This window comes from Streptomyces sp. NPDC029836 (genome assembly GCF_055574495.1).
Window position 1 is genome coordinate 84,608 of record NZ_JBVHZI010000014.1, and the last position, 22,496, is coordinate 107,103.

The window sequence follows — 22,496 nt, forward strand, 5'->3', positions numbered from 1 at the left end:
CAGACATGGCAGACACAGCAGGCACATCAGGCACGACGGGCACATCAGGCACGGCGGGCACGGCGGGCACCTCAGGTACGCCGGGCACGGCGGGCACCTCAGGCACGGACCGGCGCGACGACTGGCAGGCCGGGGTCCTGGGCGAGCTGACCGGGACTCCCGTGGCGGCCCCCGTGCCGGCCCCCGAGGCCGCCCCCGTACCGCAGCGGCCCCGGCCGACGCGGCAGGCGCACCCGTCGGCCCCCGCCCCCGCCCCCGCCCCCCGTCCGGCCGCGCCCCGCCCCGCGCCCCGCGCAGCGCCCGAGACCGTGCCCGTCGCCGGTTCCGAGCCCGCCGCGGGCCGGCCCCGGCACGGTGACCCGTTGGTGCGGCGCACCCTGCGGATCCTGCGCGGCGCGCTGGGTTCCTCCGTGGCCCGGGCCGTGGCCGCCGAGACGGAACTGGCGACCCGGGTGCAGCAGCCCGTCACCACCGGCCGCCACATCGTCGTCACGAGCATCCGCGGCGGGTCCGGCAAGACCACCGTCACCGCCCTGCTCAGCCGCACCTACAACCACTTCCGCCACGACCCGGTGCTGACCCTGGAGGCCGACGCCGCCCTCGGTACCCTCCCCGTCCGGCTCGGTGTCCGGTCCCTGCGCTGGACCTGCGGCGACCTCGCGCAGATCGTCCGCCCGTCCATGCAACTCACCGACGTCACCGGCTACCTCGTGCCGCTCGCCGACGGCGGCTGGCTGCTGCCCGGCAGCCAGGGCCGCATCGGGGCGCAGGTCGACGTCGCCACCTACCGGACCGTCATGGTCGCGCTGCGCCGCTACTTCGGCGTCACCGTCGTCGACTGCGAGACCCTGCCCGGCGAAGTGGCCCGTACCGCCCTGGACACCGCGCACGCCCGCGTCCTGACCACCCCCGCCACCACCGAGGGCATCGTCTCCACCCACGCCGTCCTCGACTGGCTCGGCTCCCTGCCGGTGCCCGTCCTGCCGCGCACCGTCGTCGTCCTCACCGCGCAGTCCCCGCACCCGGCCGTGGACCTGGCCAAGGCCGCCGAGGCCCTGCGCGCGACGGGCGCGGGGGTCGTCGTCCTGCCGTACGACCGCCACCTCGCCTCCGGCGGCGCCGTCCGCACCGAACTCCTCGGCGCCGCCACCCGGGAGGCCGCCGTCCGGCTCGCGGCCGAAGTCCTCCAGCGGGCCGTCGCGCTCCCGGCGGCCGGGGCCGGCCGGTGACGCAGCACCTGGTCCATCGGCCCGCCCGGGGCACCCTGCCCCCCGCCCCCGCCGAACCCCGCACCGTCGAAGCTCCGCCCAACCTCCCCGAGGGCAAGATCGGCAGCCCGGCCACCGCGCTGCTGCCGATGGCCGGCGTCATGGGCTCGGTCGTCATGATGACCGTCGTCCGCAACAGCCAGTTCGCCGCCATCGGCGCGATCGTGCTCGTCATCGCCCTGCTGGGCGCCGTCGCCCTGTTCTGGTCCCAGCGCGGCAAGGCCCAACGCACCCGGCGCGCCCAGCGCGAGCGCTACCTGGAGTACCTGGAGGAACAGCGCGAGGAACTCGGTGCCCGCGAAAGGCGACTGCGCGAGGAGGCCCGCCGCCTCAACCCGCCGCCGGAGGCCCTGTACGACCTCGTACGCGATCCCGCCCGGCTGTGGGAGCGGCGCCGCGCCGACCCCGACTTCCTGCGGCCGCGCCTGGGCACCGGAGCCGTCGCTGTCCAGAACCTCGGCCTCGCCCCGGGCGCGGGCGGGGTACTGGCCCCGCCCGACCGGTTCATGTTGAACGAGGCCGGCGCGCTGATGTCCCGCTTCGAGCGGGCCGGCGACTTCCCGCTGACCGTCCCCCTCGACCGGGCCGGGAACGTCAGCATCGTCGGCGACCGCGAAGGCGTCCTGCGCGTCGCCCGCGCCCTGCTCGTGCACACCGCCGTCCTGCACGCCCCCGACGACGTCGCCATCGCCCTCGGCGTCCCCGGCGACCGCCTCGCCGCCGACTGGGACTGGGTCAAGTGGCTGCCCCACGTCCTCGATCCGCAGGAACTCGACGGTCCCGTCCCGGCCCGGCGGATCGCGCCCGGCCTGCCGGGACTCGCCGACGTCCTCGGGGCGGACCTGCGCCGCCGGGCCTCCTACGCCGCCGAGGTCCGCCGCGGCCTGTCCGACCGGGGCGCGCTGCGGCTCGCCGGCCGGCTCCTCGTCGTCAGCGACGAGTACGGCGAGAACGCCGTCGAACTGCCCCGCCCGGACAGTGCGGTGGGCCTGACCGACATGAACACCACCGTGCTCCACCTGCTCGCCGAGCAGGTCCACGAGCCCGACGAGGTGACGATACGGATCACCGTCGAAGGTTCCCGCGTCACCGTCCGCGACCTGCGCACCCCGCACGACCCCGCCGCCGAGGGCCTCACCGACCCGCTCGCCCCCGCCACCGCCGAGGGCCTCGCCCGGATGCTCGCCCCGCTGCGACTGTCCGCGGAGTCCGTCGCCGAGGGCACCCCCGTCTCCGGCCCCGTCGACTTCATGGGCCTGCTCGGCATCAGCGACCCGGCCGCCCTCGACGTGGAGCGCCTGTGGGCCCCGCGCGGCGAACGGGACTTCCTGCGCGTGCCCATCGGCATCGACGACCGGCACGGACCCGTCCTGCTGGACCTCAAGGAGTCCTCGCAGCTCGGCATGGGCCCGCACGGGCTGTGCGTCGGCGCCACCGGCTCCGGCAAGAGCGAGTTGCTCCGTACGCTCGTCCTCGCGCTGGTCGCCACCCACTCGCCCGAGGACCTCGCCATGGTCCTCGTCGACTACAAGGGCGGCGCGACCTTCGCCCCCTTCGCAGAGCTCCCGCACGTCGCCGGGGTCATCACCAACCTGGAGAACCAGGCCGGGCTCGTCGAACGCGTCCACACCAGCCTCGCCGGCGAGGTCAAGCGCCGCCAGCAGGTCCTCAAGGCCGCCGGGAACGTCGCCGACATCGGCCACTACGCCGTCCTGCGCGCTGAGAAGCCCGCCTTGGAGCCGCTGCCGCACCTGTTCGTCGTCATCGACGAGTTCGGCGAACTCCTCACCGCCAAGCCCGACTTCATCGACCTGTTCCTGTCGATCGGCCGCATCGGCCGGTCCATCGGCGTGCACCTGCTGCTGTCCAGCCAACGCATCGAGGGCGGCAAGCTCAAGGGCCTCGACACCTACCTGTCGTACCGCCTCGGCCTGCGCACCTTCTCCGCCGACGAATCGCGCACCGTCCTGGACACCACGGACGCCTTCATGCTGCCGCCGCTGCCCGGCTTCGGCTACCTCAAGGTGGACACCTCCACCTACACCCGTTTCAAGGCCGGCTATGTCTCCGGCCGCCACCGCGGCCCGACCGCCGAACGGGGCGGCGACGAGCGGGGCCCCCTCGCCCTGGCCTACCCCACCTTCAACACCCTGCGCGACACGAGCGCCGCCCCCGCCGACGGCGAGGAGCAGCCCGCCGCGACCGTCCGGGAGACCGGCCCCAGCGTGCTGTCCGTCATCGTCGACCAACTCGCCTCGGCCGCGCCGCCCGTGCGGCGCATCTGGCTGCCGCCGCTGCCCGACGCGATCTCCCTCGACGCCGCCGCCGGACCGCTGTCCGTCACGGGCGGCGGCCTGCGCCTGGGCGCCGACGAAGAACGCCGGCCGCTGCGCGTCCCGCTCGGCGTCCTCGACGACCCCGCCCGGCAGTGGCGCGGACCGTGGGAACTGGACCTGACCGTGGCCGGCGGCCACACCGCCGTCACCGGCGGCCCGCAGTCCGGCAAGACCACCCTGCTGCGCACCCTCGCGCTCTCCCTGGCCCTCACGCACACCCCGCAGCAGGTCGGCGTCTACGGACTCGACCTGGCCGGCGGCGGCCTCGCCGCGCTCGCCGGGCTCCCGCACGTCGGCGGGATCGCCGGGCGCGCCGACCGCGAACGGGCCGCCCGTACGGTCGCCGAGGTGCGCGGCATGCTGTCCGCCCGTGAGGAGTTGTTCCGGGCGCACTCCATCGACTCCGTCGACCAACTGCGCCGGCTGCGCTCCCGGGGCGCCCTGCCCGAGCTCACCTCCACCGACATCGTGCTGATCGTCGACGGGTACGGGGCCCTGCGCGAGGAGTTCGACGAACTCGACGACGCCGTCACCGACCTCCTCAAGCGCGGCGGCGGCTACGGCATCCACGTCGTCGCCGGGATGCTCCGCTGGAACGACGTCCGCATCGCCAACCAGTCCCTGTTCGGCGGGCGCGTCGAACTCCGCCTCGGCGACCCCTCCGACTCGGCCATCGACCGCAAGCTGTCCGAGACCCTGTCCCCGGACACCCCCGGCCGGGTCCTCACGGACGGCAAGCTGTTCGCGCAGGTCGCCCTGCCCCGCATCGACTCCCGGACCGGGAACACCGACCTGGCCGCCGCCCTGGAGGAGGCCGCGGGCACCGTCCGCGCCACCTGGCACGGCGACCTCGCCTCCCCGGTGAGGGTCCTGCCCGCGCGGCTGCCCGCCGAGCGGCTGCCGTCCCCGCAGGACGAGCCGTACCGGATCCCCATCGGCGTGGACCAGGACGTCCTCGCGCCGGTCCTGCTCGACCTCTTCGAGCAGGACCAGCACCTGCTGGTGCTCGGCGACAACGAGTGCGGCAAGACGAACCTGCTCTCCCTGATCGCCCGCCAACTCATCGCCCGCTACGGGGAGGACGAGCTGGTCTTCGCCGTCTACGACCCGCGGCGCGGCCTGCGCGGAGTGGTGCCCGAGCCCTACCGGGGCGGGTACGCGCACAACGCGAAGATCGCGTTCGCGCTGTCGGCGGGCATCGCCAAGGAACTCGACAAGCGGCTCCCGGAGGACGGCCTCGACCCGGACGCCGAACCGGGCGCGGGCCCCGGTTTCACGGGTCCGCGCATCGTCGTCCTCGTCGACGACTACGACATCCTGACCACCGCGGGGCAGCAACCCCTCCAGGCGTTCGTGCCCTACCTGCCGTCCGCCCAGGACATCGGGCTGCACTTCGTGCTGGCCCGCCGCGTCGCCGGCTCCTCCCGGGCCCTGTACGAACCGCTGATGACGACCCTGCGCGAATCGGGCACCGCCGCGCTGGTGATGAGCGGCGAACGCTCCGAGGGACAGCTGTTCCCGCAGCTGTACGCGAGCGCGCGGCCCCCGGGCCGGGGCACGTTCGTCCGGCGCGGCCGACCCCACCAGATCGTGCAGACCGCGCTGAGCGGCGCACCCGCGACCGCCGCCGGGCCCAGCGCTCCCGGGCCGTCCGTCCCCGCGCCGTCCTCCGCCGCGCCGTCCGTCCCCGCGCCGTCCGTCCCCGCGCCGTCCGTCCCCGCGCCGTCCGTCCCCGCGCCGTCCGCCACCGCGCCGGCCGAGCGGGTTCCCCACGCCGACCAGGAAGCACCGTGACCAAGGACGTCATCGCCCTCACCCCGGCCATGCCCGACACCACCGCGATGCTGGTGGCCCTCGCGGCGGGCGGCGCCGACCTCGACGTCTCGCCCGCCGGGGACGGCGCCGTCATCCAGCTCCTCGGAGCGGGCGGCCGACCGCTGGTCTCGGTGGAGGCCCCGGTCCTCGTCCAGGTCCCCGGGGAGACCGAACGCCTCCTCGGGACGCCCTCCGCGACGCCCGTCTGGTGGACGGAGACCCGCGCCTCCACCGCCGTCCCCGAGGCGGTCGCCCTCGCCGGGGCGGTCGCCGGCCGGCTCGCCGAGGTGCTCGGCGGCGCCGTCTGGCCCGAGGGCGCCGGCCGGGTCGGCGGCGTGGAGGTCGCCTCCGCGGCCTCGGCGGCGCCCGCGTCCGTCGGCGCGCTGCCCACCGTGGACGTGGTCACCGAGTCCACCGCCGTCGTCCTCGCGGACCGGCCCGTGGTCCCGTTGACGGCCTGGCTGTCGGACGTCCTGCGGACCACCGCCGCGTACGGCGCGGCCCTGCACGTCGTCACGCCCCCCCACTGCCGGCTCAGCCTGCCCCTGCGGAGCGCGTTGACCGGCGCCCCCAACCGGTGGGTCGTGCAGGACCCCGGCGGCGGCTACTACGACGGTCTGTCCGGCGCGGTCCTCGGCTGGCGGGACGGCACCTTCGCCCCGACCCGCGACGGAGCCGGGCAGGCCCGCCCCGCCGAAGCCTTCACCCGGCCCGACGCATCCGGCGAACGCCGCCTGACCGTGTCGTTCCGTACGGAGCACCCCGCCGAGCGGGAACTGACACTGGGGCGCTCGCTGGAGGCCGCCTGGCGGATCCTGACCGGGGAACCGCCCGCCGGCTGGGGCACCGCCGAGCCGGTCAACCTGCCCTGGTCCCCCCGGCTGCTCACCGACCTGGCGCGCGCCCGGGTTCCCGAGCCGACGCTGATCACCGTCGTCGGCCGGCCGGAGCGGCCCGCGCTGGCGACCGTACGGGTGACCCGGACGGCCGGCGGGGTGGAGGAGGACGTCACCCTGTCCCTGGGCTACGGCCCGACGGAGGAGCCGCCGCCGGCCGCGCTGCCCGCGCTGGCGGAGGAGCTCGTGGCCCGGCACGGACTGATCAGCATGCTCGTCTCGGCCGGCCCGGGCCGCCGGGACCTCGGCGTGGCCCCGCGGGTCGCGCCGCCGCCGCTGCCCCTGTCGTTCACCCTGGGCGGGGCCGGAGTCGCCGAGACCGGCCTGACCTTCGCCCGACGCCCCCCGCTGGCCCTGAAACCCGTGCAGGTCGGCCCGGCCCGCCGGCCCGGGCTGCACTACCCCCTCGGCGACGGCACCGACCCGACCGGCTGGGACACCCTGGGCATCCTGCTGGCCCACCTGCGCACCTCGGTCCCCACCGCCGGGTAGCGGGTCGGCGCCGGCAGCCCGGTGCCGGCCCGCTACATGCCGCCCGCGCGGACCAGGCCCGTCTCGTACGCCAGGACCACGACTTGGACCCGGTCGCGCAGGCTCAGCTTCGTCAGGATGCGGCCCACGTGCGTCTTCACCGTCGCCTCCGACAGGACCAGCCGGGCCGCGATCTCGCCGTTCGACAGGCCCTGGGCGACCAGCAGCATGACCTCGCGCTCGCGCTCCGTCAGCCGCTCGACGTCCTTGTTCTTCGGCTCGTTCGTCGTCGTCGGCAGCATCGGGGCGAACCGGTCCAGCAGCCGCCGGGTCGTCGACGGCGCCACGACCGCGTCCCCGCTGTGCACGGAACGGATCGCGGCCAGCAGCTCCCCGGGCGGAACGTCCTTCAGCATGAACCCGCTCGCCCCCGCCTTGAGCCCCGAGAAGGCGTACTCGTCCAGGTCGAAGGTGGTCAGGATGATGACCTTCGGGTGCTCCTGCGGCTCGCAGATCCGCCGGGTCGCCTCGACCCCGTCGAGCCTCGGCATGCGCACGTCCATCAGCACCACGTCGACCTTCGTCGCCCGCAGCACCTCCAACGCCTCCAGGCCGTCCCCCGCCTCGGCGACGACCTCCATGTCCGGCTGGGCGGCGAGCACCATCCGGAAGCCGGTGCGCAGCAGCACCTGGTCGTCGACCAGCATCACTCGGATGGACATCGGTGAATACCTCTACCTCTTCTTGAGCGGGAGCAAAGCACTGATGCGGAAGCCTCCGCCGGGCCGCGGTCCCGCGTCCAGGGTTCCTCCGACCATACCGATGCGCTCCCGCATGCCGATCAGACCGTGTCCGGCGCCGTCCGCGCCGCCGTCCTCGTACAACTCGTGTGCCGCGCCCCGGCCGTCGTCCTCGACGAGCAGGCCCAGCCCGTCGTCGAAGTAGACCAGCCGGACGCTCGCCCCGGCCTCGGGGCCGCCGTGCTTGCGCGTGTTCGTCAGCGCCTCCTGCACGATCCGGTACGCGGTCAGCTCGACCCCGCTCGGCAGCTTCCGCGGCGTGCCCTCGACGACGAAGTCCACCGTCAGTCCGGACGCCCGTACCTGCTCGACCAGCACCTCGATCTGCTCGACGTCCGGCTGCGGCACGTAGTCCTCGGAGTCCTGCGGCTCCCCGGTGCGCAGCACGCCCAGCAGGCGGCGCATCTCGGCGAGGGCCTGGCGGCCCGTCCCGGAGATGGTCTGGAGGGCCTCCTTGGCCTGCTCCGGGGCCACGTCCATGACGTACGCGGCGCCGTCGGCCTGGACCACCATGACCGACACGTTGTGCGCGACGACGTCGTGCAGCTCGCGGGCGATGCGGGCGCGCTCGGCGGCCACCGCCACCTTCGCCTGCGCCTCGCGCTCCTTCTCCAGCCGCTGGTTGCGCTCCACGAGCTGGGCGTAATAGGCCCGCCGGGTGCGCAGCGAGTCTCCCGTCACCCAGGCCAGGGCGAACGGCACGATCACCATCAGCGCGAAGGTGACGCTCTGCGTGAAGCTGAGCCCCTTGTCCACGCCGAACCGCACGAAGTACACGGGGGAGGCCAGCAGCCCGACGCCCAGGGCGGCGCGCGAGACCCAGCGCGGCACGTCCCCGGCGGCGACCGTGAACAGCACGACCAGCATCGCGACGTCGCAGACCTGCGCCTCGATGCCGAAGGCCAGCTGCCAGACGCCCGCGCCGACCGTGGTCCAGAACATGGCCTGCGTCCACTTGCGGCGCAGCGCCAGGGCGGTCGTCAGCGCCAGCACGACGGGCACCGTGGCCAGGCGCAGCGGCGTGCTCGTCTCGGGGTTCTCCACCACGGCGATCATCGAGATCCCGAAGAAGAGGACAGCCCAGAAGCTGTCGACGCCCGTCGGGTGTCTGCGGATCAAATCGTAGAGGCGCTGCACGTCACCCAGAGTAGGGAAAGGAGATAGGTGCTGGAGTCAACCACAGGAGCGATCCCTCTGACGGGGGCGTACTCCGCAAGGTGGAGGGTGAGCCTAACCTTCGTGTGATGAGCGCTCTGGACGACACCCCCGGGCCGGTCCGCTGGCGGCCGGCGACCGAGACCGCGCTGTACGGCCCGGACGGGTTCTACGTACGCCCGGGCGGGCCCGGCCCCGCCGGTCACTTCCGTACCTCCGTGCACGCCTCCCCGCTGTACGCGCGGGCCGTGGCCCGACTGCTGTGCGCCGTGGACGCCGAACTCGGCCGGCCGGAGCGGCTCGACCTGGTGGACGTGGGGGCGGGCCGCGGCGAGTTGCTGACCGGCGTCCTCGCGGCCCTGCCGGCCGCGACGGCCGCGCGGGTGCGCCCGTACGCCGTGGAACGCGCGGCGGCGCCGGACCCGGCCGCCCCGGGCGGGCCGGACCGGCGGATCCGGTGGGTCGCCGAGCCGCCGGCGGGGACGACCGGGCTGCTCTTCGCGAACGAGTGGCTGGACAACGTACCGCTGGACGTCGCGCAGGACGGCCGGTACGTGCTGGTCGCCACGGACGGTACGGAGAGCCCGGGCGGCCCGCTCGACGCGGCGGACCGGGCCTGGCTGGATCGGTGGTGGCCGACGGGTTCACGCACCGGACGGGCCGAGATCGGCCTGCCCCGGGACCAGGCCTGGGCGGCGGCCGTCGCCACCCTGGACCGGGGCCTGGCGGTGGCCGTGGACTACTGCCACACCCGCGAGGCCCGCCCCCCGTACGGCACCCTGACCGGCTTCCGGGCGGGCCGCGAGGTGGCCCCCGTCCCGGACGGCGGCTGCGACGTCACCGCGCACGTCGCGCTCGACGCCTGCGCGGGGCCGGGCGCGACCCTGCTCACCCAGCGCGAGGCGCTGACCGCCCTCGGCGTCTCGGGCGGCCGCCCGCCACTGGCCCTGGCCTCCACCGACCCGGCGGCGTACGTCCGGGCCCTGTCGGCGGCGGGCGAGGCGGCGGAACTCACCGCCCGCGGCGGCCTCGGCGACTTCGGCTGGCTGATCCAGCCGGTCGGCGTACCGCCCTGGCCGGGCGGGGCGGGGGGCGGGGTGGGCTTCGGGTCGGCCGACGGGGCCGGGGACGCGGCAGGGGCCGGGACCCCCTGACGGGAATCCCGGCCCCTGGTCACCGGGCGCCCTCGCGGGCGCTCGGCGATCTCGTCGTTACTTGGTGACCTCGTGCCCGTGGCCCTCGTGCAGGCCGCCGCCACTGCCCGTGCCCGGGGTGGTCGGCTGCGAGACGACCGGCTGCGACAGCGGGGCCAGGTCGTGGGCGTAGTGGCCGACCGCGTTCGCGATGACGTCGACGTTGATGTCGAGCGCCTTCTGGTCGATGTTCGTGATGTCGTCACCCTTGCCGTGGTAGTTCACGTCGTAGGCGACACCCGCCTGACCACCGAACTTCGCGGCCTGCTCCGGCGACTTGATGCCCTCGGCGCCGGTGAACGTACCGCCCGACGGGATGCCGACCTCGATGAACGGGCCGTAGTCCGAGCGGCCCGAGAAGTCCGTGCCCTCGTGCGGGATGTTCTTGGAGTCGAGGAAGTCGGTGATCCCCTTCTCCAGCTGCGCCGAGCCCGCCGGGCCGGGGCCCGCGCCCGTCGCGTCCGAGTCGTCGCCGTCGTAGACGAAGTAGGCGGCGTTCGGCGAACCGATCATGTCGAAGTTCAGGTACAGCTTGATCTGCTTCTTCTGCTCCTCGGTGAGGGAGGCGACGTACGCCTCGGAGCCGAGCAGGCCGTACTCCTCCGCCGACCACCAACCGAACTTGACCTTGTTCTTGATCTTCGTCTGCTGGCTCGCCAGGCGCTGCGCGACCTGGAGGATGCCGGCCGAACCGGAGCCGTTGTCGTTGATGCCGGGACCGGCCGCGACCGAGTCCAGGTGGGCGCCGAGGAAGACGGTGTTGTTCTCGTCGCCGCCCTTCGTCTCGGCGATCACGTTGTACGTCTTGCGGTTCTCGCGCAGCTCACGGATGTCGAGGGTCACCTCGACCGGCCCGGCCGCCACGTCCGCGGCCAGCTTCTCGCCGTCGGCCTTCGTGATGCCGCCGGTCGGGACCTTCCCCGCGTTCGCGTCGCCGAGGGTGCCGTTGAGGGCGCCGTCGGTGTTGTTGTAGATGATGGTGCCGACCGCGCCCGCGGCCGCCGCGTTCTCCTGCTTCACCGCGAAGGTGCAGCCGCCGCGCTGGACGAGCGCGATCCGGCCCGTGAAGGCACCCGCCGCGAAGTCGCCGGGCTCACAGCCGTTCGTCCCGTCGGCGTCCACCGGGGCCACCGCGACCTGCGCGGTCACGCCCTCCTCCGGGCCGCTCGCCGTGTACGTCATCAAGTGGATCGGGATGTCGCGGCCGTTGTCGCCGTTCACCGAGAGCTTCTCGGCGATCGCCTCGACGTAGACGAAGTCGAACTCGTTCTTCGTGACCTTGTAACCGGCGCCCTTCAGCACGGCCTCGACGTACTGCGCCGACTGCACGTGCCCCTTGGAACCAGCGACCCGATTGCCCTTGTTGTAATCCGCGATCGACTGGAACACCTTCAGGTGGTTGTTGGCGCCTTTCCCGGTCGCCTCCTTGACCAGCTTCTTGGCCAGCGCGTCACCCCGGGCGGCATCGCTCTGCGGACTTCCGGTGGCACCGGCGGGTCCGGCGAGCAACAGCGGGGAGACGAGGGCCGCGGCCGCCAGTGCGGCGGTGGCTGCGGCTATACGGCGAGAGGGCATGAAGGTCCTTTCACAGCAGGTGCGCATCGCACGGTGCGTGGGGGAGTGGTGGACGCACGTTAGGCAGCAACAGGCCGTTCTCGCCAGAGTTTTCACTGCTTCCGGTTTGTGAAATCCGTATATCGGTGCGTCTGCACCGGAGGAATCCGGTCAACGTCCGCAGAAAGGTCAACGAAGAATGCCCTCGATGAAATCGGAACCTATCCGCGCGACCACGGACAGATCCAACTGATGCTGCACATAGCGCCCTTGGCGCCACGTACGCAACAATCCGGCCTTCTTCAGGACCGTCAGGTGCCGGGACACCTCCGGTGCCGATATGCCGTACACCGTCGCCAACTCGCTCGTCGTGTACGGGGCCCGCGCCAAACTGCGGCACAGCCGCATCCGCATCGGATGGGCCAACGCCTCCATGCGCCGCTGGAGCAACTCCACCGAGCCCGGCGAGGAAGCCGGTTGCGGGGAATCCAGCGGATAGTGGACCACCGGACGCCAACCCGGCGCGTGCAGCACCAGCAGGTGCGGCCAGCCGAAATCGGTCGGTACGAAGACCAGCCCGGCCCCGATCCGCGGATCCGTGGCGGTGGCCTGGCCGTGCACCATCTTGTCGGCGGTTATCGTCCGCTGCTCCTTGTCGACGCTCAACGCCGTCGACACCTCCCGCAGCGCCGCCGGCAGGCCCTTGCGGCGCAGCACCTCCGCCTTGTGCCGGGCGTCCGCGCTCTGCCGGGGACCGATCCGCCGCCAGGTCTCGGCGAAGAACGCCTCGTCGCAGTCCTCCAACAGCCGCCGCAACCAGATCCGTACGCCGGCCGTGTCGTCCATCAGCCGCAGCGAGAACGCCAACTGCCGCGGCCCGCGCGCCGCCGCCGTGTCCAGGGCTTTCGCCCGGGCCGCCGGATCACGCAGCGGGGACGGGCCGCCGCCCTCGTTGTAGAGGGCCGGCCGGCAGTGTTCCAGGGCGGCCATCACGAACCGCTCGTCGTCCATCCGGTCGAGGACGTCGAGCTCCTCGGCCAGCGTCGCGGCCGGCAGGCCGGCGCCGGGGACGCCGGCGAAGGCCATGAAGATGTCGGAGAACGAACCGCGCCACATGAAGTCGGCTTCCAACAGCCGGTCGGCCAGGCAGGAATCGAGGGAGGCGGTCGTGGCCGCCGTCCAGGAGTTCAGCCCCGGGTGGTGGGCGGGCTGCGAGAGCGCGTGCAGGGCCATGCAGAGCTCGGCGAGCGGGGACGGCGCGAAGCCGATCCGTTCCGCGGGTAGTCCGGCGATGTCGATGGTGACGCTCACCGCCCCATTCTGTCCCGACCGACCGCGCCGGCGCGGCCCGGGGTGCCCTCCCCGACACCGCCGTCCGAGCGACCCGTACGAGGACTCCGCCGCAGGTGGGAGGCATCGATTGACGCGAACCGTCAATCGAACGGCAGCCTGCCGCCGAGGGGGTGAGGAGGGCGGATCCACTGGGGCGCGGCGGCGGGCGGTGCGGCGCGGGGAGGCGGGGATGTGGGGAGGCGGCGCGGGGTGCTCAGATCCCGTGGCCGAGGCCCGTCGTGGGGTCGTGGTGGATCAGGGTGGGCAGGTCCGGGTGGTACCGGGCCGTTTCGCCCGTGAGCAGCACGCGGTGTCCGCAGGCCGTGCCGACCTCGGTCAGGAAGCGCAGTACGGCCGCCACGCCGGCGGCGTCGACGACGTCGTCGGGCCACAGGGAGAACTCGATCTCCTCCTCGTCGTGGGGCAGGGCGAAGAACCACACGGCGTCGAACCGGGCCCGGAAGGCGAAGTTCGTTCCCTCGCCCTCCGGTTCGTCCCACTGGACGCGGAAGAGGTCGGCCACGGCGGGCCGCAGCGGATCGAGTTGGTCGTACGGGTGCTCCACCTCGGTCTCGTCGGCCACGGACCGCAGGTGGTCGAGGACCGCGACCCACTCGGCGCGGCCCACGTCGAGGACCCGGACGTCCCGCAGGCTGCCGTCGATGTGGAAGGCGTCGCACATCCACGGCTCGGGAAGGCACCGCGCACGCGCCTCGTACCCGTGAACGCGGCGGCACCCGGCGTGCGTCGCGTCCCGGCCCTCGGGCTCGGGCCCCGCCCCGACCCCCGCCCCCGTCCCCACGTCCCCCATCCCGGAAGCGTACGTCCGCCCCCACCGCCCCTACACCCCCTCCACCCGCTCCACGAACCCCGCCACCGCCTCCCGGACGTCCTGCGGGGTCCAGGTCAGGCCCGGGGCGGTGACTTCGAGTTCGGTCATCGCGAGGCCCGGCGGGCCGTCGGGGGACCAGCGGCGGAAGAGGACCGTGCCCGTGTCCTCCGCGAGGCGCAGGCCCGCTTCCGTGAGGCGGTCCGCCTCGTAGGGGAGCCACACCTGGAACTGGTGGGTGTGCGGCACCTCCGGGTTGACCCGGAACCAGGGCAGGCCGGCCTCCGCGAAGCCCTCCCGCATGGCTTCGGCGACCATCCGGGCCCCGGCGACGTACGACGGCAGGCGGGGCAGTTCTTCGGCCAGGCCGGCCAGGGCCGACAGGGCCTGGGGGAACTGGCGGAAGATCTGGCCCCCGTACCGGTGGCGCCAGATCCGGGTCTCCTCGACGAAGGCCCGGGAGCCCGCCAGGGCGGCGCCGCTCAGGCCGCCGAGGGACTTGTAGAAGGAGACGTACACGGAGTCGGCGAGCGCCGCGATCTCCGGCAGCGGGCGGCCGAAGTGGACGGTGGTCTCCCACAGCCGGGCCCCGTCGAAGTGGACGACCGCGTCCCGCTCCCGGGCGGCGTCGACCAGCTCCGTCAGCTCCTCCCAGGCGGGCAGCAGGAACCCGGCGTCGCGCAGGGGCAGCTCCAGCATCAGGGTGCCGAAGGGCTCCGGGTGCTCGCGGACCTCGGCGGCGATGGGCTGGCGGGCCTCCGCCACCGGGTGGACGGTGCGCAGCCCGGAGACGACGGACAGGGCGCCGCCCTCCCAGCGCTCCGGGTGGCTCATGGGGTGCAGGGCGACGACCGGGCTGCCGGTGCGGCCCGCCCAGCAGCGCAGCGCGATCTGCTGGGCCATCGTTCCGGAGGGGAAGAACGCGGCGTCCTCGGTGCCGAGCAGGTCGGCGACGCGGCGTTCCAGGTCGGCGACGACGCCGTCTCCGTACAGGTCGGCCGGCGCGTCCATGTCGTACGGGGCCTCGGCGAGCCCCGCCAGCAGTTCGCCGAGCGTGGGCTCCAGCAAGCTGTGCGAGAGGGTCCGCTCGGCCCCCCGCCAGGCCGCCACCAGCCGCTTCACGCGTTCCGCGTCGTCAGTCATGCCCCTGATCATCGCCGATCGCGCCGCCCGCCCCGAGCCCTTTGAGCCCCCCACCCGCAACCCACCCGCAAACCCACCCGCACCGCACCCGCCCCCACCCGCCGCTCGGCCCGGCCCCCGGCCCCGCCCCCCCTCGCCGCCGATCGCCCCCGCCCCCCAGGGGCTAGCATGGCGGCGTATCGTCCGGTACCCCCCGCGGACTGGAACGGAAGGCTTTCCCCGCGTGAACGCACCCCATCAGACGGAGTCCCGGGATCCGTCCGACCGCCCCGCCCGACTCGCCGTCGGCGTCGTCGGCGCCGGTCGTGTCGGTCCCGCCCTGGCCCGGGCCCTCCAGCAGGCCGGGCACCGTCCCGTCGCCGTGTCCGCCGTCTCGGACGCCTCCGTACGCCGCGCGGAGCGGATGCTGCCCGACGTACCGGTCGTGCCGCCCGCGCAGGTGCTGGCGCGGGCCGACCTGGTCCTGCTGACCGTCCCGGACGACACCCTGCCCGGCCTCGTCGAGGGGCTCGCCGAGACCGGCGCGGTCCGGCCCGGCCAGCTCCTCGTGCACACCTCCGGCCGGTACGGGACCTCCGTGCTGGACCCGGCCCGCCGGGCGGGCGCCCTGCCGCTGGCCCTGCACCCCGCGATGACCTTCACCGGCACCGAGGTCGACGTGCAGCGGCTGGCGGGCTGCTCCTTCGGCGTGACCGCCCCCGACGAGCTGCGGCTCGCCGCGGAGGCCCTGGTCATCGAGATGGGCGGGGAGCCCGAGTGGATCGCGGAGGGCGACCGTCCGCTGTACCACGCGGCCCTCGCCCTCGGCGCGAACCACCTGGTCACCCTGGTCGCCCAGTCCATGGAGCTGCTCAGCAAGGCGGGCGTCGAACACCCCGACCGGATGCTCGGCCCGCTGCTCGGCGCCGCGCTGGACAACGCGCTGCGCTCCGGTGACGCCGCCCTCACCGGGCCCGTCGCCCGGGGAGACGCCGGGACCGTCGCCGCGCACGTCTCGGAGCTGCGCAAGCACGCCCCGGCCACCGTCGCCGGCTACCTGGCGATGGCCCGCACCACCGCCGACCGGGCCCTGGCCCACGGACTGCTCAAGCCCGAGCTCGCCGAGGACCTGCTGGGCGTCCTCGCGGACACGGACACCGGCGCCGGCCCCGGCACGGGACCCGGCCCGGACGCCGGCCCCGGGGACGCCGCCGAACCGGAGGGTGGCGAGCGATGACCGGCCCGCTCCTGCTGAACACCGCCGCCGAGCTCGACGCGCTCCCCCGCAGCGGCCGCCGCGCCGTCGTCATGACCATGGGCGCCCTGCACGAGGGCCACGCCACGCTGATCCGGACCGCCCGCGCGGAAGCCGGCCCCGGGGGGCAGGTCGTGGTGACCGTCTTCGTGAACCCGCTCCAGTTCGGCGCGAACGAGGACCTCGACCGCTACCCCCGCACCCTCGACGCCGACCTCGCGCTCTGCGGAGCGGCCGGCGCGGACGCCGTCTTCGCGCCCGCCGTCGACGAGGTCTACCCGGGCGGCGCCCCGCAGGTCCGGGTGGCGGCCGGACCCATGGGGGAGCGCCTCGAAGGGGCCACCCGCCCCGGCCACTTCGACGGCATGCTCACCGTCGTCGCGAAGCTGCTCCACCTCACCCGCCCCGACCTGGCCCTCTTCGGCCAGAAGGACGCCCAGCAACTGGCCCTGATCCGGCGCATGGTGACCGACCTGAACTTCCCCGTCGAGGTGGCGGGCGTACCGACCGTCCGCGAGGACGACGGTCTCGCGCTGTCCTCCCGCAACCGCTACCTCTCGGCCGAGGAGCGGCGTACGGCCCTGGCCCTGTCCCGGGCCCTGTTCGCGGGCCGCGACCGGCTCGCCGCCCAGGCCGCGTTGCGCGCCCGCGCCGAGGCCGCCCCGGCGAGCGACGAGCGGGCGACGGCCCTGGCCCGGCTCGGCGAGATCCGTGCCTCCGCCGACGCGCACGCCGTGTCGGCGGCCGGTTCCGGGCTGCCGGACGCCGTACGGGCGGCGGCCCGCCACATCCTGGAGGAGGCGGGCCGGCACGAGCCGCCGCTGGTGCTGGACTACCTGGCGCTGGTGGACCCCCGGGACTTCGCCGACGTCGACCACGGCTTCACCGGACGGGCCGTGCTGGCCGTCGCGGCGAAGGTCGGCACGACCCGGCTGATCGACAACATTCCATTGGAATTCGGAGCACACGCGTGAGCACCACAGGTAGAGGCCCCACGGCCGGCAACGGCACGGGCAGCGGCACCGGAACCGGCATACGACTGCACGCCCCGGCGCCCGGCTGGGCCGTCGAAGCGGACGTCGTGGTCGTCGGATCCGGTGTCGCGGGGCTCACCGCGGCGCTGCGCTGCGCCGCCGGGGGCCGCCGTACGGTCGTGGTCACCAAGGCACGGCTCGACGACGGCTCCACCCGCTGGGCGCAGGGCGGCATCGCCGCGGCGCTCGGCGACGGCGACACCCCCGAGCAGCACCTGGACGACACCCTGGTGGCGGGCGCCGGCCTGTGCGACGAGGCGGCCGTGCGGCTCCTGGTCACCGAGGGCCCCGACGCGGTGCGCCGGCTGATCGCGACCGGGGCCGTCTTCGACACCTCGGCGGAGACCGGCGAGATAGAGCTGACCCGGGAGGGCGGCCACCACCGGCGCCGCATCGCGCACGCGGGCGGCGACGCCACCGGCGCCGAGATCTCCCGGGCCCTGGTCGAGGCGGTCCACGCGGCCGGCATCCGGACCGTGGAGAACGCGCTGGTCCTGGACCTGCTCCAGGACGCCGAGGGCCGTACGGCCGGCGTCACCCTGCACGTGATGGGCGAGGGCCAGCACGACGGCGTCGGCGCCGTCCACGCACCGGCCGTGATCCTCGCGACCGGCGGCATGGGCCAGGTCTTCTCCGCCACCACCAACCCGTCGGTGTCCACCGGCGACGGCGTCGCCCTCGCCCTGCGCGCGGGCGCCGAGGTCTCCGACCTCGAATTCGTGCAGTTCCACCCCACGGTGCTGTTCCTCGGCGCGGACGCCGAGGGCCAGCAGCCCCTGGTGTCGGAGGCCGTGCGCGGCGAGGGCGCCCACCTCGTCGACGCCGACGGCGTGCGCTTCATGCTCGGGCAGCACGAGCTGGCCGAGCTGGCGCCGCGCGACATCGTCGCCAAGGGCATCATGCGCCGCATGCAGGAGCAGGGCGCGCGGCACATGTACCTCGACGCCCGGCACTTCGGCGCCGAGATGTGGGAGCAGCGCTTCCCGACGATCCTGGCCGCCTGCCGCTCCCACGGCATCGACCCGGTGACCGAGTCGATCCCGGTCGCGCCGGCCGCCCACTACGCCTCCGGCGGCGTACGCACGGACCTGCAGGGCCGCACCACCGTCCCCGGCCTGTACGCGTGCGGCGAGGTGGCCTGCACGGGTGTGCACGGCGCGAACCGGCTGGCCTCGAACTCCCTCCTGGAGGGGCTGGTCTTCGCCGAGCGGATCGCCGACGACATCGTCGCCCGCACGCCGTCCGGCAGCCGCCCCGAGACCCCGGCGCCCGCCACCGGCCCCCTCCAGCCGGCCGAGGCGCGCCACGAGATCCAGCGGATCATGACGAACGGCGCGGGCGTGCTGCGTTCCGCCGGCTCGCTGGCCGAGGCCGCCGAGGCCCTGGAAACCCTGTACGCGAGGGCGCTGGGCGAGCTGGAGAGCCACGGCAAGACGGCCGTCCCGGGGGTGGAGACCTGGGAGGCGACCAACCTGCTGTGCGTGGCGCGGGTCCTGGTCGCCGCCGCCCAGCGGCGCGCGGAGACCCGCGGCTGCCACTGGCGCGAGGACCACCCGGACCGCGACGACGCCGACTGGCGCCGCCACCTCGTGGTGCGACTGTCGGCGACGGAGAAGCGCGCCCTGGTCGTCACCCCCACCGACTCCGCGGACCTCCCGTCCGTCGACGTCCCCCTCAACCCCGAAAGCCTGGAGCAGTGACGTGAGCACCCCCGAACTTCCCCTGATCGACCAGAACGAAGGCGGCTGCGGCGACGACTGCGGCTGCGGCGAGGGCGAGGAGTCCGGCCTGGACCCGGCGCTGGCGCAGCTGCTGGAGGACGCGGGCCTGGACCCGATCGAGGTCGAGGACATCGCGCACATGGCGCTGTCGGAGGACCTGGACGGCGGCGTCGACGTCACCACCGTCGCCACCGTCCCCGAAGAGGCCGAGGCCATCGCCGACTTCGTGGCCCGCGAGGACGGCGTCGTGGCGGGTCTGCGCATCGCGGAGGCCGTGTTCTCCGTCGTCTGCACGGAGTCCTTCGAGGTCGAACGGCACGCCGAGGACGGCGACCGGGTCGCGAAGGGCGAGGTGCTGCTGTCCGTGCGCGCCCGCACCCGGGACCTGCTGACCGCCGAGCGCAGCGCCCTGAACATCCTGTGCCGGCTGTCGGGCATCGCGACGGCCACCCGCCGCTGGGCGGACGTCCTGGAGGGCACCGACGCGAAGGTCCGCGACACCCGCAAGACCACGCCGGGCCTGCGCTCCCTGGAGAAGTACGCGGTGCGCTGCGGCGGCGGCGTCAACCACCGCATGTCGCTGTCGGACGCGGCACTGGTCAAGGACAACCACGTGATCGCCGCCGGCGGCATCGCGCAGGCCTTCAAGGCCGTCCGCGAGGCCTTCCCGGAGGTGCCGGTCGAGGTCGAGGCCGACACGATGGACCAGGTCCGCGAGGTCGTGGACGCCGGCGCCGACCTGATCCTGCTGGACAACTTCACCGTCGAGCGGACGAAGGAGGCCGTCGCCTTCGTCGCCGGCCGCGCCACCCTGGAGTCCTCGGGTCGGCTCACCCTGGAGACCGCCCGCGATTACGCGGAGACCGGTGTGGACTACCTGGCGGTCGGCGGCCTGACGCACTCCTCGCCGATCCTGGACATCGGGCTCGACCTGCGCGCGGCGGTGTAAGCGGTGCTCCTCACCATCGACGTGGGCAACACCCACACGGTCCTGGGCCTGTTCGACGGTGACGAGATCGTCGAGCACTGGCGCATCTCGACCGACCCGCGCAGGACGGCCGACGAACTGGCCGTCCTGATGCAGGGCCTGATGGGGATGCACCCGATGCTCGGCACCGAGCTGGGCGACGGCATCCACGGCATCGCGATCTGCGCGACCGTGCCGTCCGTCCTGCACGAGTTGCGCGAGGTCACCCGCCGCTACTACGGCGACGTCCCGGCGGTGTTGGTGGAGCCCGGTACGAAGACGGGCGTGCCGATCCTGATGGACAACCCGAAGGAGGTCGGCGCGGACCGCATCGTGAACGCGGTCGCCGCCGCCGAGTTGTACGGGGGTCCGGCGATCGTCGTCGACTTCGGTACGGCGACCACCTTCGACGCGGTGTCCGCGAAGGGCGAGTACGTGGGCGGGGTGATCTCCCCCGGCATCGAGATCTCGATGGAGGCGCTCGGCGTGCGCGGGGCGCAGCTGCGCAAGATCGAGCTGGCCCGGCCGCGGAACGTGATCGGCAAGTCCACGGTCGAGGCGATGCAGTCGGGCGTGGTCTACGGGTTCGCGGGCCAGGTCGACGGGATCGTCGCCCGGATGTCCAAGGAGCTCGCGGGCCCGACCGGCGACCCGGACGACGTGCGCGTCATCGCCACGGGCGGGCTCGCCCCGATCGTCCTCGGCGAGTCCTCGGCGATCGACGACCACGAGCCGTGGTTGACGCTGATCGGCCTGCGGCTGGTGTACGAGCGCAACGCGCCCAAGTTCGCCTGACGCGGACGCCCCGCGTCCGCGCCGACGGCCCCCGCCCCGCCCGGGCGGGGGCCGTCGCGCGTCACGGATGCTCCGCACCCGCCGACGGGTCCCAGGCGCAGGCAACGCCCTCCGCACCGAGGCGGCCGCGCACGGCCTCGCCGCCTCCCGGGACGCCCGTACCGTCCCGCGTGTCCCGGCGCCCGAACGCGTCGCGGCCCGGCCGGCCGTCGCCCCGGGCGACCCCGGACCGCGCCAATCTGCTCGGGATCAGCCTGGGCGCGCTGATCACCGAGGTCGAGCGCGCCTGCTTCGACAGTGAGGGCCGGTCGGTGGAAACCGCCGACCTGGTCGTCCCGGACTCCCGTCACGAGATCGCGTACGCCTTCCCGTGGAATGACGGCCGGGGCCGGCTCTCGCATTCCGCGCCGACCCGCGGCGCGGCCCTCCGTACGGCGTTGGTAATTTTTGCGCTGTGATTTTGGCGGAAATGGCCGGAGTGCGACGCGAGCGGGGATAGCGTGCCGGTCGAGAACCCCACGAACCCTCGTCCACGGCGGAGGAGACACCATGACCGAGAACGCCGCCCGGCCTGCCTGGCAGAAGTCGACCTATTGCGGAGACGGGGAAGCCTGCGTCTACGTCGCGGCCGCCCCGGGGAGGCTCGTACGGGTAGCGGACCGGGCCGACCCGGCGCACCTCGTGATGGCCACCACCCACGCCGCCTGGGCCGATTTCCTGCACTCGGTGAAGACCACCGACTGAGGACGCCCCGGACCGGACCGGACTTGGACGGCAGCGGGACCGGGACGGCAGCGGACGGAGAACGGCTCGGGAGCGGGCCCAGGACGGACCGCGGGCCGCCCCGCCGCGGTTCCCGCCGCGCCGGAATTCCCCACCCTGGGGGGATTTTGTCCGATTAGCGCGTATCTTCGGCGCATGCCCACGCCCTACGGATCCCGCGGCGGCATGGCGTTCGGCGCCGCCGAACTGCACGTGCTCAGGCGCCTCCTCGCCCACGCCCTCCAGCCCTCCTCGGCCCCCCTGACGGCCGCCGAGGTACAGGACTGCCTGCGCCTCGCGGCGTCGGTGGACGACGCGGTCGCGGAGGCGGGCCGGCTCAGAGCCTTCCTGCTGGCCGATCTGGCCCGCTACCGGGACGCCCTCCCCGGCAGCCTCCCCGGCTACCTGGAGCTGCTCCAGGACGCCCTGGCCGCCGGGTACGAGCCGGTCCCCGACGACCTCGCGGCCCTGCGCGCGCTGCGCGGCAACCCCGTCGCGGCCGCGGTCCTCGCCCGGGCCCGGACCGTCGCGGAGCGCTCCGTACGCCGCCGCCTGTCGGCCGCCGCGCCCGCACCCCGCACCCGCCTGCTGGCCCTGGCCGGCGGCCGCGACGGGGCCCGCCCCGCCGGCGCCCCGGCCGAGGGGCGGCCGCGCTCCGCCGGCGCCCCCGCGTCCGGGCAGCCGCAGCCGAAGCCGACCCCGGACCGCAAGCCCGAGGAGCCGCACCCCGGGCAGCCGGCCCGGCCCGTCCCGACGCCCGGCGAGGTCTTCCCGCCGCGCCGCAAGCCCACCCCGCCCCCGGCGGCCGGACGCGCCGTCGGCTGATGCCGTGACCGGTGCGGGGTCGTCGCCCGCCGCCCCGCGACGCGCCCCGCCGGACACCGCCACCCGGCACACCTCCGCGGCCACGGCACTGGCTACGCTGGGGGCATGGACTACGTATCCGCGCTCGTGCCCCCCGTCGTGATGGCCGCGTTCTTCATCGCTCTCGTCGTGACGATCGTGAAGAGCCAGGGCGGTGCCAACAAGAACAAGGAAGACGCCGCCGTCGACGCCGTGATCGCCCGCGCCGAGGCCGCCCAGCAGCCGCAGAAGTAGCACCGCGCCCAACGGCGCGACCGGCGGCGCGAGCGGCCGCGGCGGGCGCCCCGATCGCGGTTGCCGAACCGGTTGGTCGCGCGTTGCCCGACG

19 protein-coding genes are annotated in these 22,496 nt (G+C 74.4%); 13 read left to right on the forward strand and 6 right to left on the reverse strand.

Annotated features, from left to right (window positions below; genetic code table 11):
- The first annotated feature begins 5 nt into the window (after positions 1-5).
- Genes ACZ4XJ_RS30750 through ACZ4XJ_RS30760 form a run of 3 tightly spaced genes read left to right on the forward strand, consistent with a single transcriptional unit; the run spans position 6 to position 6,807 of the window.
- Positions 6-1,229, forward strand: a complete 1,224-nt coding sequence (locus ACZ4XJ_RS30750) for a hypothetical protein (RefSeq protein ID WP_468498073.1) — start codon at positions 6-8, stop codon at positions 1,227-1,229.
- The gene (gene eccCa, locus ACZ4XJ_RS30755; RefSeq protein WP_468498074.1) at positions 1,226-5,398 is read left to right on the forward strand and encodes a type VII secretion protein EccCa; all 4,173 of its coding nucleotides are present in this window, start codon (positions 1,226-1,228) and stop codon (positions 5,396-5,398) included. The genes ACZ4XJ_RS30750 and eccCa overlap by 4 nt, the downstream gene beginning before the upstream one ends.
- Positions 5,395-6,807 (forward strand): DUF6177 family protein, encoded by a 1,413-nt coding sequence (locus ACZ4XJ_RS30760; RefSeq protein ID WP_468498075.1) that lies wholly within the window; start codon positions 5,395-5,397, stop codon positions 6,805-6,807. Before eccCa ends, ACZ4XJ_RS30760 begins: the two co-directional genes overlap by 4 nt.
- Before the next feature lie 32 nt (positions 6,808-6,839).
- Here ACZ4XJ_RS30760 and ACZ4XJ_RS30765 read toward each other — a convergent pair whose 3' ends face one another.
- The gene (locus ACZ4XJ_RS30765) at positions 6,840-7,508 is read right to left on the reverse strand and encodes a response regulator transcription factor (RefSeq protein WP_362878939.1); all 669 of its coding nucleotides are present in this window, start codon (positions 7,506-7,508) and stop codon (positions 6,840-6,842) included.
- Positions 7,509-7,520: 12 nt separating this feature from the next.
- On the reverse strand, positions 7,521-8,723 hold the full coding sequence (locus tag ACZ4XJ_RS30770; RefSeq protein WP_468498076.1) for a sensor histidine kinase: 1,203 nt from the start codon (positions 8,721-8,723) through the stop codon (positions 7,521-7,523).
- 107 nt (positions 8,724-8,830) lie between these two features.
- Here ACZ4XJ_RS30770 and ACZ4XJ_RS30775 point away from each other — a divergent pair, with 107 nt between their 5' ends.
- Positions 8,831-9,895, forward strand: coding sequence for an SAM-dependent methyltransferase (locus ACZ4XJ_RS30775; protein WP_468498077.1), 1,065 nt, complete (start codon positions 8,831-8,833; stop codon positions 9,893-9,895).
- A gap of 57 nt (positions 9,896-9,952) precedes the next feature.
- Here the strand turns inward: ACZ4XJ_RS30775 and ACZ4XJ_RS30780 are convergent, their stop codons facing one another.
- The 4 genes from ACZ4XJ_RS30780 to ACZ4XJ_RS30795 all read right to left on the reverse strand — a co-directional run bounded on the left by ACZ4XJ_RS30780 (position 9,953) and on the right by ACZ4XJ_RS30795 (position 14,792).
- On the reverse strand, positions 9,953-11,509 hold the full coding sequence (locus ACZ4XJ_RS30780; RefSeq protein ID WP_362878944.1) for a M28 family metallopeptidase: 1,557 nt from the start codon (positions 11,507-11,509) through the stop codon (positions 9,953-9,955).
- Positions 11,510-11,677: 168 nt separating this feature from the next.
- The gene (locus tag ACZ4XJ_RS30785) at positions 11,678-12,799 is read right to left on the reverse strand and encodes a DUF5937 family protein (RefSeq protein ID WP_468498078.1); all 1,122 of its coding nucleotides are present in this window, start codon (positions 12,797-12,799) and stop codon (positions 11,678-11,680) included.
- Positions 12,800-13,034: 235 nt separating this feature from the next.
- Positions 13,035-13,631 carry a hypothetical protein gene (locus ACZ4XJ_RS30790; RefSeq protein ID WP_468498079.1) on the reverse strand — a complete coding sequence of 199 codons (597 nt, stop codon included), beginning with the start codon at positions 13,629-13,631 and terminating at the stop codon, positions 13,035-13,037.
- 30 nt (positions 13,632-13,661) lie between these two features.
- Positions 13,662-14,792: a threonine aldolase family protein gene (locus ACZ4XJ_RS30795; protein WP_468498080.1), complete on the reverse strand. Its 1,131-nt coding sequence runs from the start codon at positions 14,790-14,792 to the stop codon at positions 13,662-13,664.
- Between the two features lie 223 nt (positions 14,793-15,015).
- Between ACZ4XJ_RS30795 and ACZ4XJ_RS30800 the strand changes: the two genes are divergently transcribed.
- The 9 genes from ACZ4XJ_RS30800 to ACZ4XJ_RS30840 all read left to right on the forward strand — a co-directional run bounded on the left by ACZ4XJ_RS30800 (position 15,016) and on the right by ACZ4XJ_RS30840 (position 22,403).
- A complete protein-coding gene (locus ACZ4XJ_RS30800; RefSeq protein WP_468498081.1) occupies positions 15,016-16,008 on the forward strand; it encodes a Rossmann-like and DUF2520 domain-containing protein in 993 nt (330 codons plus the stop codon).
- Positions 16,005-17,000, forward strand: a complete 996-nt coding sequence (gene panC, locus ACZ4XJ_RS30805) for a pantoate--beta-alanine ligase (RefSeq protein WP_468498082.1) — start codon at positions 16,005-16,007, stop codon at positions 16,998-17,000. The genes ACZ4XJ_RS30800 and panC overlap by 4 nt, the downstream gene beginning before the upstream one ends.
- Positions 16,997-18,760 (forward strand): L-aspartate oxidase, encoded by a 1,764-nt coding sequence (locus tag ACZ4XJ_RS30810; protein ID WP_468498083.1) that lies wholly within the window; start codon positions 16,997-16,999, stop codon positions 18,758-18,760. The genes panC and ACZ4XJ_RS30810 overlap by 4 nt, the downstream gene beginning before the upstream one ends.
- Before the next feature lies 1 nt (position 18,761).
- Positions 18,762-19,730 (forward strand): carboxylating nicotinate-nucleotide diphosphorylase, encoded by a 969-nt coding sequence (nadC, locus tag ACZ4XJ_RS30815; protein WP_362878956.1) that lies wholly within the window; start codon positions 18,762-18,764, stop codon positions 19,728-19,730.
- A 3-nt stretch (positions 19,731-19,733) separates the two neighbouring features.
- Positions 19,734-20,543, forward strand: coding sequence for a type III pantothenate kinase (locus ACZ4XJ_RS30820; protein WP_362878958.1), 810 nt, complete (start codon positions 19,734-19,736; stop codon positions 20,541-20,543).
- Positions 20,544-20,713: 170 nt separating this feature from the next.
- Complete coding sequence (locus ACZ4XJ_RS30825) at positions 20,714-21,001, forward strand: hypothetical protein (protein WP_468498084.1); 288 nt, start codon at positions 20,714-20,716, stop codon at positions 20,999-21,001.
- 91 nt (positions 21,002-21,092) lie between these two features.
- Positions 21,093-21,287, forward strand: coding sequence for a DUF397 domain-containing protein (locus ACZ4XJ_RS30830; protein WP_362882123.1), 195 nt, complete (start codon positions 21,093-21,095; stop codon positions 21,285-21,287).
- Between the two features lie 204 nt (positions 21,288-21,491).
- A complete protein-coding gene (locus ACZ4XJ_RS30835) occupies positions 21,492-22,130 on the forward strand; it encodes a hypothetical protein (RefSeq protein WP_468498095.1) in 639 nt (212 codons plus the stop codon).
- A 105-nt stretch (positions 22,131-22,235) separates the two neighbouring features.
- The gene (locus ACZ4XJ_RS30840) at positions 22,236-22,403 is read left to right on the forward strand and encodes a hypothetical protein (RefSeq protein WP_362882126.1); all 168 of its coding nucleotides are present in this window, start codon (positions 22,236-22,238) and stop codon (positions 22,401-22,403) included.
- Positions 22,404-22,496: the final 93 nt, after the last annotated feature.

What these genes read in the sequence shown, in the direction of transcription:
- ACZ4XJ_RS30775 (WP_468498077.1), top strand. Translation starts at nt 8,831, where the DNA reads ATGAGCGCTCTGGACGACACCCCCGGGCCGGTCCGCTGGCGGCCGGCG.
- ACZ4XJ_RS30795 (WP_468498080.1), bottom strand. Translation starts at nt 14,792, where the DNA reads ATGACTGACGACGCGGAACGCGTGAAGCGGCTGGTGGCGGCCTGGCGG.
- ACZ4XJ_RS30835 (WP_468498095.1), top strand. Translation starts at nt 21,492, where the DNA reads ATGGCGTTCGGCGCCGCCGAACTGCACGTGCTCAGGCGCCTCCTCGCC.
- ACZ4XJ_RS30830 (WP_362882123.1), top strand. Translation starts at nt 21,093, where the DNA reads ATGACCGAGAACGCCGCCCGGCCTGCCTGGCAGAAGTCGACCTATTGC.
- ACZ4XJ_RS30765 (WP_362878939.1), bottom strand. Translation starts at nt 7,508, where the DNA reads ATGTCCATCCGAGTGATGCTGGTCGACGACCAGGTGCTGCTGCGCACC.
- panC (WP_468498082.1), top strand. Translation starts at nt 16,005, where the DNA reads ATGACCGGCCCGCTCCTGCTGAACACCGCCGCCGAGCTCGACGCGCTC.
- ACZ4XJ_RS30780 (WP_362878944.1), bottom strand. Translation starts at nt 11,509, where the DNA reads ATGCCCTCTCGCCGTATAGCCGCAGCCACCGCCGCACTGGCGGCCGCG.
- ACZ4XJ_RS30840 (WP_362882126.1), top strand. Translation starts at nt 22,236, where the DNA reads ATGGACTACGTATCCGCGCTCGTGCCCCCCGTCGTGATGGCCGCGTTC.
- ACZ4XJ_RS30750 (WP_468498073.1), top strand. Translation starts at nt 6, where the DNA reads ATGGCAGACACAGCAGGCACATCAGGCACGACGGGCACATCAGGCACG.
- ACZ4XJ_RS30790 (WP_468498079.1), bottom strand. Translation starts at nt 13,631, where the DNA reads ATGGGGGACGTGGGGACGGGGGCGGGGGTCGGGGCGGGGCCCGAGCCC.